This is a genomic window from Caulobacter sp. UC70_42, from assembly GCF_044056025.1.
Classification (GTDB): Bacteria; Pseudomonadota; Alphaproteobacteria; order Caulobacterales; family Caulobacteraceae; genus Caulobacter.
The window spans coordinates 2,017,165-2,035,351 of the sequence record NZ_CP171994.1 but is presented as its reverse complement, the minus strand read 5'-3'; the positions used below and the strand labels follow the sequence as shown (position 1 = coordinate 2,035,351).

At 69.1% G+C, this 18,187-nt stretch carries 14 protein-coding genes; 3 read left to right on the top strand and 11 right to left on the bottom strand.

What is annotated here, in order from left to right; genetic code table 11:
- Positions 1-49: 49 nt before the first annotated feature.
- Positions 50-1,039: a P1 family peptidase gene (locus ACHMW8_RS10215; protein ID WP_395445474.1), complete on the top strand. Its 990-nt coding sequence runs from the start codon at positions 50-52 to the stop codon at positions 1,037-1,039.
- Here ACHMW8_RS10215 and ACHMW8_RS10210 read toward each other — a convergent pair.
- From ACHMW8_RS10210 to ACHMW8_RS10160, 11 genes are all read right to left on the bottom strand, one after another.
- Complete coding sequence (locus ACHMW8_RS10210) at positions 1,036-2,625, bottom strand: dipeptide ABC transporter ATP-binding protein (RefSeq protein WP_395445473.1); 1,590 nt, start codon at positions 2,623-2,625, stop codon at positions 1,036-1,038. The two genes, ACHMW8_RS10215 and ACHMW8_RS10210, sit on opposite strands and share 4 nt — an antisense overlap.
- The gene (locus tag ACHMW8_RS10205; RefSeq protein ID WP_395445472.1) at positions 2,626-3,450 is read right to left on the bottom strand and encodes an ABC transporter permease; all 825 of its coding nucleotides are present in this window, start codon (positions 3,448-3,450) and stop codon (positions 2,626-2,628) included. It lies immediately after the preceding gene.
- Positions 3,447-5,993, bottom strand: coding sequence for an ABC transporter substrate-binding protein (locus tag ACHMW8_RS10200; RefSeq protein WP_395445471.1), 2,547 nt, complete (start codon positions 5,991-5,993; stop codon positions 3,447-3,449). Before ACHMW8_RS10200 ends, ACHMW8_RS10205 begins: the two co-directional genes overlap by 4 nt.
- Complete coding sequence (locus ACHMW8_RS10195; RefSeq protein WP_395445470.1) at positions 5,990-7,342, bottom strand: tetratricopeptide repeat protein; 1,353 nt, start codon at positions 7,340-7,342, stop codon at positions 5,990-5,992. Before ACHMW8_RS10195 ends, ACHMW8_RS10200 begins: the two co-directional genes overlap by 4 nt.
- A 9-nt stretch (positions 7,343-7,351) precedes the next feature.
- The gene (locus ACHMW8_RS10190; RefSeq protein ID WP_395445469.1) at positions 7,352-8,317 is read right to left on the bottom strand and encodes an alpha/beta fold hydrolase; all 966 of its coding nucleotides are present in this window, start codon (positions 8,315-8,317) and stop codon (positions 7,352-7,354) included.
- A gap of 32 nt (positions 8,318-8,349) precedes the next feature.
- Complete coding sequence (locus ACHMW8_RS10185; protein ID WP_395445468.1) at positions 8,350-10,581, bottom strand: TonB-dependent receptor; 2,232 nt, start codon at positions 10,579-10,581, stop codon at positions 8,350-8,352.
- Positions 10,582-10,824: 243 nt separating this feature from the next.
- Positions 10,825-11,985 carry a patatin-like phospholipase family protein gene (locus ACHMW8_RS10180; RefSeq protein ID WP_395445467.1) on the bottom strand — a complete coding sequence of 387 codons (1,161 nt, stop codon included), beginning with the start codon at positions 11,983-11,985 and terminating at the stop codon, positions 10,825-10,827.
- Between the two features lie 119 nt (positions 11,986-12,104).
- On the bottom strand, positions 12,105-13,073 hold the full coding sequence (locus ACHMW8_RS10175; RefSeq protein WP_125156888.1) for an AraC family transcriptional regulator: 969 nt from the start codon (positions 13,071-13,073) through the stop codon (positions 12,105-12,107).
- Between the two features lie 4 nt (positions 13,074-13,077).
- Positions 13,078-14,154: an acetamidase/formamidase family protein gene (locus ACHMW8_RS10170; protein WP_395445466.1), complete on the bottom strand. Its 1,077-nt coding sequence runs from the start codon at positions 14,152-14,154 to the stop codon at positions 13,078-13,080.
- Positions 14,155-14,167: 13 nt separating this feature from the next.
- Entirely contained in the window at positions 14,168-14,971 is an 804-nt protein-coding gene (ygiD, locus tag ACHMW8_RS10165) for a 4,5-DOPA dioxygenase extradiol (protein WP_395445465.1), read from the bottom strand.
- A complete protein-coding gene (locus tag ACHMW8_RS10160; protein WP_395445464.1) occupies positions 14,968-16,191 on the bottom strand; it encodes an aromatic ring-hydroxylating dioxygenase subunit alpha in 1,224 nt (407 codons plus the stop codon). The genes ygiD and ACHMW8_RS10160 overlap by 4 nt, the downstream gene beginning before the upstream one ends.
- A gap of 272 nt (positions 16,192-16,463) precedes the next feature.
- On the opposite strand from ACHMW8_RS10160, the gene ACHMW8_RS10155 reads away from it, so the two are divergent.
- Together ACHMW8_RS10155 and ACHMW8_RS10150 are read left to right on the top strand one after the other, a co-directional pair.
- A complete protein-coding gene (locus tag ACHMW8_RS10155; protein WP_125156891.1) occupies positions 16,464-17,321 on the top strand; it encodes a TauD/TfdA family dioxygenase in 858 nt (285 codons plus the stop codon).
- A gap of 22 nt (positions 17,322-17,343) precedes the next feature.
- Positions 17,344-18,177: an oxidoreductase gene (locus ACHMW8_RS10150; RefSeq protein WP_395445463.1), complete on the top strand. Its 834-nt coding sequence runs from the start codon at positions 17,344-17,346 to the stop codon at positions 18,175-18,177.
- Positions 18,178-18,187 lie beyond the last annotated feature (10 nt).

Below are 18,187 nucleotides of genomic sequence, written 5' to 3'. Positions count from 1 at the left end.
CGGGGGCGGCTTCGCTAGAGTGCCGGCGAATCCTTGGAAGGACATCGCCTTGCTTAGACCCGGTCCGCGCAATCTGCTCACCGATGTGCCCGGCCTGACAGTCGGCAACGCCACGGACGAGGCGGCGCGTAGCGGCGTGACCGTCGTGCGCTTCCCGGGGGGCTGGATAGCCGGCGTCGACGTGCGCGGCGGCGGGCCGGGCGTGCGTGAGACCGCGGCCCTGTCGCCCGAGAACGGTTACTCCAGGCTGCACGCCCTGACCTTCAGCGGCGGATCGGTCTTCGGCCTGGCCGCCGCCGACGCCGTGACCGCCGCCCTGTCGCAAGCGGGCGAGGGGTTCCTGGTGCGACCGGACACGCCCCGGACCCCGATCGTGGCCGGCGCGGTGCTCTATGACCTGGCCAATGGCGGCGACAAGGTCTGGGCGCTGGATCCGCCCTATCGGCGTCTGGGCCAGGCGGCCTTTGAAGCGGCCGGCGAAGCCTTCGTATTGGGCGCGGTCGGGGCTGGACGCGGCGCCCGGGCCGGACTGGTCCAAGGCGGCCTGGGCTCGGCCTCGCTGGACCTGGGCGACGGCCTGACGGTCGGGGCGCTGGTCGCCGTGAACCCTGTGGGCTCGGTGTTCATGCCCGACGGCGAAACCTTCTGGGCCTGGCCGTTCGAGATCGACGGCGAGTTCGGCGGCCGTGTTCCCACGGGACCGGCCGGGGCGGTCGAGCCCATGCCGGACGAGTCGCGACTGGCGGGCCAGGGCCGCCTGACGTCAGGCGCGAACACCACCCTGGCCGTCGTGGCGGTGAACGCCGACCTGACCGCCGGCGAGTGCAAGCGCCTGGCGATGATGGCCCAGGACGGCCTGTCGCGCGCCGTGCGCCCTGCCCACACGCCGTTCGACGGCGACGTGGTGTTCGCGGCCGCCTCGGGAGCGGTGGCGCTCGGAACGGAGGCGCGCGCGCATCGCCTGGCGCGACTAGGCTCGGCGGCCGGGGATTGCGTCGCCCGCGCCATCGCCCGAGGGGTCCACGCCGCGCGCGGCTAGCGGCGGGCGGCCAGCGCTCGGGCCAGATTCGGCGTCGCGGCGATCAATTGCGCCGTATACGGATGTTTAGGCGCCGCGAACACCTCGGCGGTCGGTCCGGTCTCGACGATCTGACCCTCGCGCATGACCAGCACCCGGTCGGTCAGGCCGCGCGCCACGCCCATGTCGTGGGTCACGAACAGATAGGCCACGCCCAGGTCGTCTGAGAGCCGGGCCAGCAGGTCCAGCACCTCTGCGCGGACGGTGACGTCGAGGGCCGACACCGCCTCGTCCAGGGCGATGACCTCGGGCTCGACGATCAGAGCGCGGGCGATGGCGATGCGCTGGCGCTGTCCGCCGCTGAACTGGTGCGGATAGCGGTCGGCGGCCTGCGCCGGCAGACCCACCTTGGCCAGCACGGCCTCGACCTTGGCGCGGCGCTGCATGGGCGAGAGCTTCGCTTCCAGCAGGTGCAGAGGCTCGGCCACCAGCCGCTCGACCGTCCAGCGCGGATCGAGACTGCCACTGGGATCCTGGAAGACCAGCTGGATGGCGCGTCGCCGGCGGCGCGGCGAGGCCGGCGTGAACGGCGCGCCAGCCAGAAGCACCTCGCCGCCCTGGATCGAGTCCAGGGCCAGCAGAGCGCGCAGCAGGGTCGACTTGCCGCTGCCGGACTCACCGACCAGGCCGACGATCTCGCCCGGACGGATCTCCAGGGAAACGCCCTGCAGCGCACGCACGGGCCGGCCGGCGCGGAGGAAGCCGCGCCGGCCAGGATAGTCGCGGACCACGCCGCGCGCCTCCAGGATCGGCGCGGCCTGGATGTCCGGCGCCCGGGTCCTGATCGGCATCCGCTCGGCGTCGGCGGCCAGGGCGCGGGTATACGGGTGCGCCAAGGCCTTGAAGACGGCGCCGGTGTCGCCCTGCTCGACGATCTGGCCATCCTTCATCACCGCGACATGGTCGGCGGCCTCGGCCACCAGGGCCAGATCGTGGCTGATCAGGATCAGGGCCGCGCCATCCTCGCGCACCAGATGGCGCAGCAGCTCGAGAATCTCGGCCTGGGTGGTGACGTCCAGCGCCGTGGTCGGCTCGTCAGCGATCAGCAGGCGGGGCGAGAGCGCGACGGCGATGGCGATCGCGACCCGCTGACGCTGGCCGCCCGACAGCTCGTGCGGATAGCGGGTCAGGGGGATGTCGGCCAGGCCCACGCGATCCAGCGTCCGGCGCGCCGCCGCCCTGGCCTCGGCGCGGGAGGCCCCGCGATGCAGGCGCGCGACCTCGGCGACCTGAGCGCCGATCGTCATCACCGGATTCAGGGCCGTCATCGGTTCCTGGAACACCATGCCGATACGGTCGCCGCGCAGGCGTGACAGTTCGCCGTCGGGCAGACCGACAAGGTCACGGCCCTCGAACCGGACCGCGCCCTCCATCGCCGCGCCGCGCGGCGGCAGGCCCAGGATCGAGAGGGCGGTCATGGACTTGCCCGAGCCGGACTCGCCGACAACGCCCAGCACCTGGCCGGCCTCCAGGTTCAGCGACAGGCCGCGCAGGATCGGCGCGTCGCCGATCGTCAGCTTCAGGTCCTGGATCTCGAGCAGGGCCATCTAGCGGTCCTCGTCCAAGCGCGGATCGAGACGGTCACGCAGGCCGTCACCCAGCAGGTTCAGGCCCAACACGGTGATGACGATGGCCAGGCCGGGGAAGATCGCCTGCAGCGGCGCGACCGCGACCAGGGTCTGGGCGTCGGCCAGCATCTTGCCCCAGCTGGCAGCCGGCGGCTGGGCGCCGAGACCGACATACGAAAGCCCCGCCTCGGCGATGACGCCCAGCGAGAACTGCAGGGTCGCCTGAACGATCAGCACACTGAGCAACCCGGGAACGATGTGCTCCAGCGAGATCCGCGTCGCGCCCTTGCCGGCCGCGCGGGCGGCCAGGACGTAGTCGCGGGTCCACAGACTCAGCGCCGAACCTCGGGTCAGCCGGGCGAACACGGGCACGTTGAAGACGCCGATGGCGATCACGGCGTTGATCGCGCCGGGCCCCAGGACGGCGGTGATCAGGATCGCCAGGATCAGGGCGGGGAAGGCGAAGACCACGTCCGAGGCGCGCATGACCAGCTCGTCGACCCAGCCCCGACGGGCGGCGGCCAGCAGGCCCAGCGGCGCGCCGACGCCCGCCCCCAGCAATACCGCCACCAGCGAGACGGACAGCGCGTTGCGCGCGCCCAGCAGGATCATCGAGGCCACGTCGCGGCCAAAGTGATCCAGGCCAAGCCAATGGACGGCGGAGGGGCCTTGCAGCCGGTGACCGATGTCGAAGGCCGTCACGTCGTAGGGCGTCCAGACCAGCGAGAGCAGCGCGGCGACGACGAACAGAACGCTGATCACGCCGCCGACGATGAGCGTGGCGGAAAGGCGAGAACGGCTCATGATCCGCGCCTCCGCAGGCGCGGATCGACCAGCACATAGGCCACGTCGACCAGGAAGTTGGTCGTCACCACGGCGAAGACCAGCAGCATGACCACGCCCTGAACCACGATCAGGTCGCGCTGGGTGATGGCCTGCAGGACCAGACGCCCCAGACCCGGCAGGAAGAACACGTTCTCGATGATCACCCCGCCGGCCAGCAGGAACGGGAACTGTAGGCCCAGGATGGTCAGGACGGGGACGAGGGCGTTGGGCAGGCCGTGCCGCCACAGGGCTTGGCTGGCCGTCAGCCCCTTGGCGCGGGCGGTGCGCATATAGTCCTCGGCCAGGGTGTCGATCAGGGCCGAGCGGGTGACGCGGGCGATGATCGCGGCTTGCGGCGCGGCCAGGGCGATGGCCGGCAGGGCCAGGGCTTTCAGCGCCGGGACCAGGCCCGCGTCCCAGCCGGGAAAGCCGCCAGCCGACACCCAGCGCAGACCGATTGAGAACACCATGACCAGCAGCACGGCGAACCAGAAGTTGGGGATGGCGACGCCCACCTGGGTCAGGCCCATGACCAGGGCGTCGGCGGCCTTGCCCCGCCGGGCGGCGGCCAGGGCTCCGATCGGCGCGCCGACCACAACCGACAGGATCAGGGCCAGCATGGCCAGGGGCAGCGAGACGCCGATCCGCTCGGCGACCAGGGCGGCGACCGGGGTCTGGTATGTATAGCTGACGCCCAGATCGCCACGCAGCATGCCCAGCAGCCAGTCGAAGTAGCGCTGCGCGGCCGGACCTTCCAGCCCCATCTGCTGGCGCAGGTTGGCCACCGCCTCGGGGCTGGCGTTGAGGCCCAGCATGTACGCGGCCGGATCTCCCGGCGCGACCTGGATGATGGCGAAGACCACGATGCTGGCGGCCAGCAGGGTCAGGACCATCACCACCGCCCGACCGCCCAGATAGGCCGCGCCGAAACGGACAGCGAGCAGGATCAGGCCCCCGACCAAGGCGAACGCCAGCACGGCGCCGACGATCGCCCCAGCCGGACCGGCCTTGCCGCTGGCGATGGCTTCCGCCCCGCCGGCGCCGTCGAACGACGCCGCGCGCAGGTCGATGGTCTGGGTCGGCGAATTGACCCAGAAGTCCTTCAGTCGCGCGTCGAACACGCCCAGACGCGGGAACTGGAACAGGAAGCCATTGACCGCGTCCTCGGCGATCCGGCGCTGGATCTGGCCCAGGATCGCCGCCCGCTGGCCCTCGTCCGTCGCGCCCTTCAGGGCCTCCATCAGGCCGTGGAAGGCTTCGCTATGATAGCCGAAATAGTAGTCGGCCTTGTCATAGATGGCGTAGTCCATCGGCTCGGCATGGCTGACGATGGTCAGGTCGAAGGCGTGGCGGCCATAGACCTGGTCCAGCCACTGGGCCCACTCGATGTTCTCGATCTTCACGCGGACACCGGCCTGGGCCAGCTGGGCGGCGACGATTTCGCCGCTACGGCGGGCGTAGTTGGGCGGCGGCAGCTTCAGGGTCAGGTCGAGGCCGTTGGGATAGCCTGCTTCGGCGAGCAGCACCTTGGCCTTGGCGACGTCGTGCGGGTAGAGGCCCGTGAGGTCCACGTAAGCGGCGTTCTGCGGCGGGAAGTGGCTGCCGATCGGCGTGCCGTAGCCGTACATCGCCCCGTCGATGATCGCCCGACGGTCCAGGGCGTATTGCAGGGCGCGGCGCACCCGCAGGTCGGCCAGCGGGCCGGCGCGGTTGTTGATCGCCAGGATCACCTCGCCCTCGCTGGAGGCGGTGACCACCTTCAGGGCCGGATCGGCGCGCAGCTGGGCGAGGTTTTCCGGGGCCGGATAGTCGGGGAAGGCGTCGACCTCGTGGGTCTTGATCGCCGCATAGGCCGCCGCCGGATCGGCGATGAACTTGAACTTCACCTGGCGCAGCTTGGCGGGCTGGCCCCAGTAGTCCTCGTCGCGGACCAGGGTCACCGTGTCGCCGCGTCGCCAGCTGGCGAACCTGAACGGGCCGGTGCCCAGCGGGGCGGTGGCGAGACTCCCTGCCGACTTGGGCGAGACCATCACGCTGTCGCCCCAGGCCAGGGTGTAGAGCAGGTTGCTGTCGGGGCTTGAGAGACGCAGGCGCACCGTGCGCGGGTCGACGACCTCGACCTGACGGATCACGCTCAGCGCCTGTTTCTGGACATTGGTCGAAGCCGGGCCGAGCGCGCGCTCCAGGCTGAACTTGACGATGGTTGCGTCGAAGGGTGTCCCGTCCTGGAACCGCACGCCCTCTCGAAGGCGGAAGGTGTAGCTCAGGCCGTCGGGCGTGACTTCCCACCAAGTCGCCAGCAACGGCTTGACCGTCCCTTGGGCGTCCAGGCGGACCAGACCCTCGAACACCGTGCCGTAGACGACCTCGTCGGTCGCCACCGCCGCGCCGGATGTGGGGTCGAGGTTGGGCGGCTCCAGCTGCAGCGCGACCGTCAGGGTGTCCTTGGGCGTGGCCTGCGCCACCGGCGCGAGGGCCAGCAGGCAGGCCGCCGCCAGACCGAGAACGGCGCGGAACTTCACGCGATGCGCGCCCGGGCCTTGGCGGCCTCGGCGGGCAGGCCCAGGCGGTCATAGACCTGGGCCAGGGCGCGGTTCAGCGGGACGCCGTCGGGATCGAAGCCGCGCCGCAGCTCCAGCGCCTGCTGAGCTTCCGACAGGCGGTCGGCCCGGATCAGGGCGTCGAGGATCAATTGTTCGAAGAGATCGCGCTGGGCGTGGCTGCCGCCGATCTCGGCCATGCGCGGCAGGGCGGCGCGCAGGCCACGCAGGGCGCTCGGATAGTCGCCCCGCGTATGGGCGACCAGCCCCTCGGCGACGGGCAAGGCCACCTCACGCCAAGTCTCGCGGACATGGTCGGGGGCGTCCAGCGCCGCGCGGCGCACGGCGGCCAGCAGGGCATCGGCCTGCGGCCGACCGGCGCGGGCCAGGCCGTAGAGGTACTGCAAGGTCAGGAACGGCTGGACCACATCGTCGGCGCGCGCGGCCAGGCGATCGGCCACGTCGTCCCAGCGGTCGCCGACGTCGACGCCAGCCAGCTCCAGCCGGGCCAGCAGCGACACCGCCCCGACCTGGTCCTGGGAATAGTCCTTCTCCTGCCCCCAGACGTGGTCGTCATAAGCGGCCAGCGCCGCGTCGAATCGGCCCTGGCTGAGATAGAACAAGGCCAGGTGCCACCACAGGTGGGTGTCCATGAACGAGTTGAGGCCGGTCCAGGTGTCGCGAACGCCTTCCAGGAACGCGACGCCCTCGGCGACGCGGCCTTGGGTCAGCATCACGTGGGCCAGGGCGTGCTGTGCCCAGGGCTCCTTACGCTGGAGGCCCAGCGCGCGCCGCGCGGCGGCTTCGGCCTCGTCCAGCAGGTGGCATTGCTCATAGGCGAAGGCCATCATGCCATGCAGCTGCGCCACGTCCCCGGCGGCGGGCAGGACGGCGCTGGCCGCCCGCAGCATGGCCGGGAAGTCACCCCGATTGAACGCGTGATACTGCGAGAGCTTCAGCGCCAGCAGGTCGCGCGGCCAAGCCGCCAGGATCGTGTCGGCGATGGCCAGGGCGGCGGGGATATCGTCGGCCGACCACGCCGTGACGAACGCGACGAAGGCCTGTTCGCGCGGATGGGCCTCATCCACCGCCGCCCGGGCGCGGGCCAGGTAGGGCGCGGCGCGCTCGGCCGCCTCGGGCGCTTCGAGCAGCAGCCACAGCGTCGCGGCATAGGCGTTCAGCAGCACGCTCTCCGGATGCGCCTCGGCCGCGCCGATAACCTCGGCCGCCCGGGTCTCGTAGCTGAGGAAGCCGTCGACGAAGGTGTCGATCGCCGCCAGGGCGGTGTCGGACGTCGGGCTCACCGGATTGCCGAGATAGTCGCTATGCATAAGGGTACTCTAGCGGACGCCAGCCTCGGCGAGGAAGGCGGCCGTATCGTCGGCCGAGCGCTGCGGGATCTCGACCTGCGGCAGATGGCCGACCTTCGGATAGACGATCAGCTTCGCTCCAGGGATGGCCTCCGCGAACCTGTGGGCGCCGGCGACCTCGATCAGCGGATCGACCTCGCCCCACAGGACAAGGGTCGGAGCCTTGATGGTCGAGAGCACCTCCTTGGTCGCCTGGCTGTGCTTGCCGGGCTGGATCGACATCAGGATGGCGCGGTGACCCGGGGCGCGCTGCAGCTCGGCCCAGCGATCGATGAAGGCGTCGGTGATCACGGCCGGATCGCCGACCTCACCGCGCAGACCCGTGCGGATCAGCGGTTTGTTGTCGATCGAGCGCAGGAAGGCGCGGCCCCAGGAATACTTCAGCAACTTGAAGGCCAGCGGCGGCTTCTTCAGCGTCGTGGCCGGCCAGCCGGCGGCGTCGACCAGGATCAGGCCGTTGACGCGGTCCGGATGGCGCGCGGCCACCTGCCAGGCCACGCCGCCGCCCATCGAATTACCGGCGATGGCGAACTTGGGAAGGTTCTCCTTGGCCGCCAGGGCGTCGACCAGATCGGCGAAGCCATCGGCCGAGGCGACATAGCCGTCCGGCGCGCGGGTCAGGCCGTGACCCGGCAAGTCCACAGTGATGATCCGGTAGCGATCGCCGAGCCGGGCGACCCAGCCCTCCCACGAGAAATGCGAGTCGCCGAAGCCGTGAACCAAAACGAGCAGCGGCCCGTCGGCCTTGCCTTCGTCCTTGTAGTGCAGGCGCACGCCGCCGGGCAGGTCGGCGTAGCGCGAGGCCTTGGTCGCGTATCTGGCCTCGAGCGTCTCGTAGGGGATGTCGGGGCCGCGCAGCAGCAGCCAGCCGACGAGGGCCACGAGGACGACCAGGCCAACGAGGCCGCCCAGGATCAGCAACAGGGTCTTCAACATCGTTCGAGGCTCCTGGGCGGGCGGGTGCTGAACTAGAAGCGATACTGGGCGCGGAGGCCATAGGTCGCCGGCCGACCCGGCGCGGCGATGTCGATCAGCGGCAGGAAGAAGTTCCGCGTCAGGTCGTACCTGGTGTTGAAGATGTTGCGCGCGAAGGCGGTCAACGCCCACGGTCCCCTGGCCGGCGACAGGGTCACGCTGGCGTTGGCCAGCCAGTAGGAGTCGACATCGTAGCGCGACCCCAGCAGCAGCGGCTTGGTCTTGTCGTGGAAGGCGTAGTTGCCCTGCGCCTCGACCTCGTAGTCGCCGACGGCCCAGGTATAGGACACGTCGCCGCCGTAGCTGAGCGGTGGGAAGCCGACCTTGGCCCCGGTGCGCGAGATATAAACGGCGTGGCCTGCCGCGACGCTGGCCGGGATATCCAGATCGTTCGTGTATTTGTCGAACTTGCCGGTCTTGTAGCCCAGCGACTGGCCGATCCGGAGATCCGGGACCGGGCGCCAGGTCAGCTCCAGCTCACCGCCGTAGATGTGCGACTTCTGAGCGTTGACGATGGCCCCGATCGGGCCGTTGTTGATGTCGTAGATCGCCGACTGAACCTGCTGGTCCTTGTAGTCGTAATAGAACACCGAGCCGTTCAGCTGGACGGTGTTGGCCGCGAAGCTGGACTTGAACCCGGTCTCGTAGGCCCACAGGGTCTCGGGCTTGAAGCCGTCGACGGCCGCGGCGTCGCCACGGTTGTAAGAGGTGAAGCCGCCCGACTTCGTGCCCTTGCTGACGCTGGCATAGAGCAACACGCCGTCGACCGGCTTGTACTCCAGGGCCAACTTGCCGGTCACCGACTTGTTCTTCAGCGACTTGTCGTCGGTCGGGCTGAAATTGGTCGGGGGCGCGCCGGGAGCGAAGACGCCGGCGGTGACGAAGTCGAACTGCTGGCGCTTTTCATCCTCGCCGCGCAGGCCGGCCACCAGTTTCAACCTGTCGCTGAGCGCGTATTCCAGCTGGCCGAACAGCGAGGCCGATCGGACCTTCTGGCTGTAGGTCGTGCGCGTGTCGAACAGCAGCGACTGGTAGAAGTCCGAATAGAAGGCCTCATCGATGGTCTCGCGCGAATAGTAGCCGCCGACCAGCCATTGCAGCGGGCCTTCGGTCTTCGACGAGGCCCGCAGCTCCTGTGAGAACACCTTGGCGTCGGTGTCGAAATAGGTCCCGGCATAGGCGTAGGGCGAGGCGTCCCAGTCGTTATATTCCTTGCGGTGCAGCTTTTCGTAAGCGGTGATCGACACTAGGTCGACACCCCCGGTCTCGCCGTGGGCGCGCAGGGAGACGCCGCTGCTCTTGGTGTCATGGAATGGCTTGGCGTTCGCCGCGATGCCAGTCAGTGTCGCGAAGGCCGCCGAGCCGCCCCAGCCGGTGTTCTTGCGGCTGGCGTCGGCAGGGATGGTCGGCAGGGTGGCGTTGTAGCCCAGCGGATTGAACAGATAGAGTCCGGTCGGCTCGGACTTGTCATAACCGGCATGGACGCTGAGCAGGACGTCAGCCTTGTCGTTCGGCGTCCAGGCCAGTTGGCCGCGCACCGAACCGGTGTCCCTGTCGCCCAGCTTCTGGCCGGTGGCGCGGTTCTTCTGCCAGGCGCCGCCCTGGTCGGTGACGAAGGCCAGGCGACCGCTGAGCGTGTCGCCGAGCGGTCCGGACACGTAACCCTCGGCCTTGAACGCGTCGTTGTTGTCGTATTCGGCGGTCACCCCGGCGGTCAGGCTGTTGGTCGGCCGGTTGGTGATGAAGTTGATCGCGCCGCCGGTCGTGTTGCGGCCGTACAGAGTGCCCTGCGGCCCGCGCAGCACTTCCACGCGGGCGATGTCGAACAGCAGGCCCTGGGTCTGGGCCTGGATCGGATAGGCCACCTCGTCGACGCTGACGCCGACGGTCGAGGAGTTGTTCGAGGCGTAGTCGTCGAAGCCGACGCCGCGCAGGCGGAAGCTGGGCTGGCCGCTACCGAACTGGGGCGTGATCTCCAGGCTCGGCGTGGCGTACTGCAACTGGTTCACCGTGGCCACGCCGCGCGCAACCATCTGCTCGCCGGAGATCACGGACAGGGCCACGCCCACGTCCTGGGCCGATTGCTCGCGGCGCTGCGCGGTGACGATCACCTGCTCCACGGCGGCGTCGCCGGATGCCTGAACGCCGGCCTGGGCCCAGGCGGAGCCCGTGAAAGCCGCGCCTAGGGCGCCAGCGGCGGTTCCGATAAGAAGACGCTTGATCACTGGTCTATCCCCATTGTCGACGCCGGGAGAACGCGCCGCATTTGCGGGATTAGAATTCCTATCGAAATGATGGGAATTGAAATGGAGATTTCCTGCCCAGAGGCCAAGCTTCTCTAATCGCTGTTCAACCGGCTTGAAAACCCTACCGGAGGCGAACCTCGGCGGAAAGCGGCGGAGCTACGGCCCGCGGGGCGAGGCCGGCCCTCCTCATCGCTGGCGCGCGCTTCGCCGAGCGCGGAAGCGTCACAGCGCGTTGAGGAACTCTTCCCATGGCTCCAGACGCACCGCGGGGTTTTTCCAGAAGTCCGCCTTCGCGGCGGCCGCTCGGCCGGCCTCGAAGGAGGCTTTCATGGCTTCGGTGTCGAAGTCGAGCATGGAGCCGTTGGCGGTCGCGGCAGGGCGGGCGGGGATCGAGGCGACGCTCAAGGGGATGTTGTTGCCTATGCAGAACGTGGTCGCGACATTCAGCGCCTGGCGGTAGGAGACCCGCAGCATCGTGTCGAAGCTGCGGATCAGGACGCCCGGCAGACTCGGTGATGTCGTGCGCGGCGACGGATCGATCACCGTGTTGATGAGGACGTGGACGCGACCGCGCCGCAGTCGCCGGCCGACCCGCAGCCAGTGCAGCAGGGCCTCGGGCAGGATGAACAGCGGCGTGGTGACGCCGCCGTCGACATGCAGTTCGTCGAAGGACTGGCCGTCCGCTTCGCAGCGGATCAGCCGCGGCGGAAACAGGCCCGGCAGGCTGGCCGAGGCGGCGAGAACCAGCCGGAACATCTCCACGGCGGAGGATCCGCCCCGGCGCGCGATCTCGCCCATGTCCCAGATGGACGGACGCTGGCTGTCGAGATCGGTGGTGGCGATCAGCAGGCGGCGGTCGCGGCCATGTTCCGCGGCGACGGCGTCGACCAGAGCCTCGTCGATGAACGGAGCGATCAAACCATCAAGGCTCTCGGCGCTCAGCAGCCCACCCTGGAGCACGCCCGCGAGCGCCGTCCACCGGAACTGTTCGGCCGCCCGCCCTCCGGTATAGGCCTCCTTAAGCCGCTCGTCCCACGCGGGGCCCAGAAAGGCGAACGGCGCGATCAGGGCGCCCGTGCTCACCCCGGTGACGATGTCGAACCGGGGACGGCATCCGGCCTGGCCAAGACCCACCAAGGCGCCGGCGCCATAGGCTCCGCCCGCCGCGCCGCCCGAGATCGCCAGAACGTTGAATTCGTCGCCGCCCAGCCGAGGCTGGGGAAGCGCCAGGCGGTCGGCGGCGGCCCGGAGCGAGACTTCCGCTTCCTCGAAACTCAGTCGCGCGCCCGCGAAGCCGCTGGGTTGGGCCGCCGGCGATGGCGGCGCGGGCAGGCGGCGAGACCAGAGTTCGTCAAGCGCCCAATCAAACTTGTGATCCGACACCGCGGCCTCGCCCTGAGCGTCCAAGAGCGAAGCTCGATCGCCCGGGAATGATGAAACCCAACCTTATGCGCGCATCCCTTGATCAAGGTCAAAGCGGGAGCACTTTGGCGGCGGCGACCTCAGTTCAAGGCCTCGGCGTCGGCATGACCGCGGCCCTGCCTGAACTCGCGAGGCGACAGGCCGTACTGCTCGCGAAAGGCCCGGCTGAAGTGGGCCGAGCCGTTGAAGCCCCAGCGGAAGCAGATCTCCGAGATCGACAGCCGGGCGTGCTGTGGGCTGGCGAGATCGATCCGGCACCGCTCCAGCCGGCGCGAGCGCAGATAGTGGCTGAAGGTCTCGTTGGCCGAGGCGAACAGCTTTTGCACGTAGCGTGGCGAGACCCCCTCCTCGTCCGCGACGCGCCGCAGCGACAGCTCGGCGTCGGGCAACAGGGTCTCGATGGTCTGGCAAAGTCGCTGCAGGTGCGCGGTCGGGGTCGTCGTCTCATAGGCGTCGGAGACCGCCGCCCCCTGCTCAAGCAGGCATTGCGCGAGAAACTCCGTAAAGGCCAGGTCCACCGGCCGCAGTTGGTCGACGGAAAGGTTCTCCAGTTCCTCGGCGGTCGCGCGCAGCAGGCTCGAGAGGATACGCGGCACGCCCTTGGATCCGTCCAGCCAGCCGACCCGCAAGTTGAAGGGCCGGATCAGCCGATGGTCCAGCGCCACGCGTGGCGCGCGCACGAACAGGAGCCGCGAGCGGGTGTCGAGCCGCAAGGCCGCCGCCTGTCCCGTCGGGCCGAAGGCGATGTCGCCCGCCCCGACGCTGACCGCCAGCTCGTCGGTGACCAGCGTGGCTTCGCCATGCAGCAGGACCGCCAGCCAGATCGCCGCCGGCTGCGCCGTGAGGCGGCCGGCGATCGTCTGGGCGCCGGCCTCGACCAGAGCGAATTCGATCCCCAGCGGCGAGGTCAGGCAGACGACCGACGCCGCCGCAGGCTCGTTGTCCGACAGTCCCTCGATCGGCAGGCCCAGGCGGCTCATCGCCTCGCGCCAGGCCTCCGCGCGCTCGGCGCGGGGATGGCTTTCGGTGCTGAACGACCAGGCCTTCATGGGTCTATGCCTTGAGCTTTGGAAAGATGTCGCGCGGGATCCTGACGTGACAGCCTTGGGTGCCGTCGACCACCTGGGTGACCCCGAAGTCGGCCGCCACGCTCATCAGCGAATAGGCGTCGTTCTTGGACAGGCCGACCTGGTCGCTGAGCAGGCTCAGCATCTTGGTCGAGGCGTCGCGCATGGCCAGGTTCAGGTCTTCGTTGAAGCCGTGGACGATCCACCACTTGGGGGTCTCCAGCAGCGGACCGGGCGTCTGGATGTCCTTGCGCAGCACGATCTGCATCAGGACGTTCAGCGAGCTCTCGATGGCCGTGCCGGACAGCTCGCCGTCGCCCTGGCTGACATGCGGGTCGCCGATCGAGAACAGCCCGCCATCGACCTGCACCGTGTAGTACATCGTGGCCCCCGCCCCGATGCGCCAGTTGTCGATGTTGCCGCCGTGCTCGCCGGGCGGGATGGTGCTGACGCGACCGTCGACGGCCGGCGCCACGCCCGCGGTGCCCAGGTGCGGCCGGGCCGGAATCCGGATCCCCTTCAGGGCCGGCTGGCGGTCGCACTCGGGACAATGGGTGATCGTGCCCGGGATCAGGTACTTGCCCTCGAAGTCGTAGGCGTAGAGGGCGCTGGCGGTGTTGGTGTTCGGATCCAGCTCGTAGATCGTCACCCGCTCCTTCTCGCCGAACTCCTTGTAGAGATAGCCCCAGTTGGCCGCGAGGTTGGAGCCGTAGTTGTTGCGCGGAACCATGCGCAGGTAGCGCACCTCCAGCACGTCCCCAGGCTTGGCGCCTTCGACATGGATGGGCCCCGTCATGATGTGGACGCCCGGGTTGCGGTCTTCCTCGGGGATCTCCTTGAAGATCCGGGTGACGCCTTCGTCCATCATCAACTCAGGCGCGTCGCCGGCGTGGTGGGTGATGGCCTCGGCCTGAACGAGGTCGCCGCTCTTGATCCGCAGCGACGGCGGGGTCGAAGGATCGAAATAGCCCCAATGCACCGTTTGAGGCGTCGCCTTCAGGGTGTGCAGGGCGCCGGGAACGACGTCGGGACGGGTCTGGCCGGGTTCACAGATGAAGGGCATCGGGTCTCGGTCCTCAGGCGCTGGCCAAATGGGGGGTGGAGAGCGTGACCGAGGTCATGCTCAGCGAGCCGTGCTCGATATGGTCGGGAGCGAAGGTCGGGACGTCGCCGGGCAGGCGCGCGCCCAGCACGTAGAGCAGCGGCCAGTAGTGGTCGGGCGTCGGCACGGAGCGCTTGGCGTCCTGGCCCTGGCTCTCGAAGTCGACGGCGCGCTGCGGGGCATCCTCGACGATGGCGGTCTTGATGTAGTCATTGAACCGCTGCGACCAGTCGTAGGGCGCGCAGTTCCGGTCGCCCCAATCCATGGCCGGCAGGTTGTGGACGATGTTGCCGGTGCCGACGATCAGCACGCCCTCGTCGCGCAGGGGCGCCAGGCGCTGGCCGATCTCGTAATGCCAGGCGGGCGGTTTGCTCGCGTCCATGCTGAGCTGCACCACCGGCACGTCGGCGTCCGGGAACGCCTTGCCCAACACCGACCAGGTTCCATGGTCCAGGCCCCAGGCCTGCTCGTCCATCGCCACCGGCGTCGGGCTGAGGATTTCTCGCACCCGCGCGGCCAGCTCGGGCGAACCGGGCGCCGGATATTGCTGGTCGAACAGCGCCTTGGGAAAGGACGCCCCGAAGTCGTGGATGGTGCGCGGCCTAGTCATGGCCGTCACCGCGACCCCGCGCGTCAGCCAGTGCGCCGAGACGCAGAGGATCGCCTTGGGCTTGCCGACCGCGTCCCCCATGGCCTTCCAGGCCCGCGTGGTGTCGTTGGTCTCCAGCGCGATCATCGGGCTGCCGTGACCGAAGAAGATGACGGGCAGACGGCTCACGCGGCGGCCTCCGTATTGGCCGGGGCAGGCGCGTCGCCGGCTTTCAGGGCGGCCCAGGCCTTCTGGTAGCGCGGCGTGAGCCAGCGGTTGAACTGCACCTGCGCGCCCTCCTGCCACGAGTAGCGGCCGCGGATGGCGAAGCGCGAGCGCAGGCCCTGCTGGACCAGCTCGTCGACATGCATGTCCTGGGCGATGATCTTGCCGGCCGAGGTCATGATCATCTCGAGGCGCTCCTCGAAGCCGGGGCTCTCCGTGGCGCCGGGGGCCACGAGGATTCCCGTGTCCTGCTCCATGGTCTCGGGACCGGTCGGGCGCAGGATCAGATAGATGACCATGTCGCTGGTCATCACCAGCGACAGCGTCGGCGGGATGTTGGCGAAGGTGGCGCGGTTGCGATCCTCGTCCGTCAGGTTCGGGAACACCGGCAACACCGCCTTCTGCGTCGGATTGAAGCTGGCGTCGGCGTGCAGGGTGCCGTTGTAGCGCAGGAAGCCGGCGTCGCCCTCGCCCGCCTCGGGGAAGCTGCACAGCTCGCTCGGGATGAAGTCGTGCAGCGGGCCCCGGTGCAGCTTGCTGGCGTGGTAGCCGTCGTTGTTGTTCTCGAACATGACCTTCCAGTTCCAGGCGAACTGGCCGGTCATCGGCGGGGAGAGGCCATCGGCGTTCGAAAGGTCGTAGTTGGCCACCGCCGCCTCGACGGCCGTCAGGCGCGGCGCCAGCGGCGCGGCCTCGGCGTCGAAGTTGATGAAGATGAAGCCCAGCCACACCTCGACCTTGAAGGTCGGAAGCTTGACGGTTTTCTTGTCGAAGTCGCAGGTCCGCTCCATGGCCGGGGCGTTCACCAGGTCGCCGTTCAGCGAATAGACCCAGTGGTGATAGGGGCAGACGAAGCCGCGCGTATTGCCCCGGCCCTCGGCCACCAGCATGGCGCGGTGCTGGCACACAGCCGACATCGCCTTGATCTGGTTGTCGCGGTTGCGCGTGACGATGATCGGCTCGCCGATGATCCGCGTCGTGAAGAAGTCGCCGGGCTCCTTGACCCAGTCGACGCGGCCCACGCACAGCCATTCGTGATTGAACAGCGCCTCCTTCTCGAACTCATAGAAGTCGGCGTCGACATAGCAGGCGGGCGGCAGGGTCTCGGCGGTGTCGACGTTCCGCATCGAGCGGGAAAGACCCTCGAAGAAGACGTCGCTAAGAAGGGGCGGCCGCGGGCTCATTGTGAAGCGCTCTGCAAGGGCGGAAGTCGACCATCACGCTAGGACCGCACCGTGAGCCGGTCTTGCCTCAGCGCGCACGAAGAGTTGGTCAGCAACCGCCCTCCACGGCGCGACGCCGAGTTTGCGGGCGCTCGGCGCCCCGGCGACGCCTCCGGCGCCCAATCCGGGGTCACACCTGGCCCCGGCAAGAAAGCTGTCGTGCGCGTTGAGACAAGACCGCCACCCTCGCCGCGCCTAGGGTCATCTCGTGGACATCGCCCACGGAGGACGCCATGACGCCGACCGCAGACATCGCCATCAAGGACCTGAAGCCGGGCTTCGGGGCCGAGATCTCCGGCATCGATCTGGCCTCCGCCCCCGACGCGGCCCTCGACCAGGTCGTCGACACCTTCCACCGCCATGGCGCCATCGCCCTGCGCGACCAGAAGATGACGCCCGACGACCTGATGCGCTTCATCGGACGGTTCGGCGATCCGGAGGACCACACCCAGACCCGCTTCACCCTGCCGGGCTATCCGAAGATCTTCATCCTCAGCAACCGCCTGGTGGACGGCCAGCCGATCGGCGCCCACAACGACGGCGTGGGCTGGCACACCGACTACAGCTACAAGCCCGAGCCGGTCATGCTGACCATGCTCTACGCGGTGGAGGTGCCTGACGAAGGTTCCGACACCCTGCTGGCCGACGGTTGCGCGGCCTGGAACGCCCTGCCCGCCGACAAGCAGGCCATGCTGGAGGGCCTGCGGCTGCACCACAGCTACAAGCACTTCATGGCCACCCGCCAGTTCGGCCAGCAGCAGACCCTGTCGCCCGAACTGGAAGCGGCCAATCCCGACGTCGAGCACCCGCTGATCCGCACCCACCCCGCCGACGGCCGCAAGGCGCTGTGGCCCTCGACCGGCACGGTGACCGAGGTGATCGGCATGCCCGGCCCCGCGGGCCTGGCCCTGCTGGACGAGCTGGTCGAGTTCATGACCGAGGAGCGGTTCGTCTATCGCCACAAATGGCGGGTCGGCGACCTGCTGATGTGGGACAACCGCTGCACCCTGCACACCGGCACGCTGTACGACGACACCAAGTACATCCGGACCATGCACCGCCTTTGGGTGAAGGGCGACAAGCCTTACTGATCCCCCTTTCGGTGGAGTTGGCATGACCAAGACCTGGATGATCACCGGCGTTTCCGGCGGTCTGGGCCGAGAAATCGCCCGAGCCGCTCTGGAGCGGGGCGATATCGTCGTCGGCGCGATGCGCAGGCCCGAGGCCGTCGCCGCGTTCGAAGCCCTCGCGCCCGGCCGCGCCCATGGCGTCGTCATGGACGTCACCGACACGGCGGCCATAGCCGCCGCCGTCGCCAAGGCCGAGAGCGTGACCGGGACCCTCGACGTCCTGGTCAACAACGCCGGCTATGGCCTGGTCGGGGCGGTCGAAGAGGCGTCGCTGGACGAGGTTCGCGCCCAGTTCGAGGTCAATGTCTTCGGGCCTCTTGCGGTCCTGAAGGCCGTCCTGCCCGCCATGCGCGCGCGCCGCGCCGGCCGGATCATCAACATCACCTCGGTCTCGGGCCTGGCCGTCTGGGCGGGCACGGGCGTCTACTGCGCCAGCAAATGGGCGTTGGAAGGCCTGACCCAAACCCTGGCCCAGGAGGTCGCGGAGCTCGGAATCCGGGTCGTCAACGTCGCGCCCGGTGGCCTGCGCACGGACTTCGCCACGGGCTCCAAGGTCATCGTGGCCGACAAGCTCTCCGACTATGACGGCCTGGCCCGCGACGCCGAGCGGATCATGGCCGACCACGCCGGCCAGGAACCCGGCGACCCGGCCAAGGCGGCCCGGGCGATCCTGACGATCGCCGATGTCGAGGACCCGCCGATGCACCTGCTGCTGGGCGAGGACGCCCTGAAGTACGCCGGCTACGCCGCCCAGGGCCTGGCCGCCGATATCGAGGCCTGGAAGACCCTGAGCCTCTCCACCAGCTTTGACGCCTGAAACCCGAACG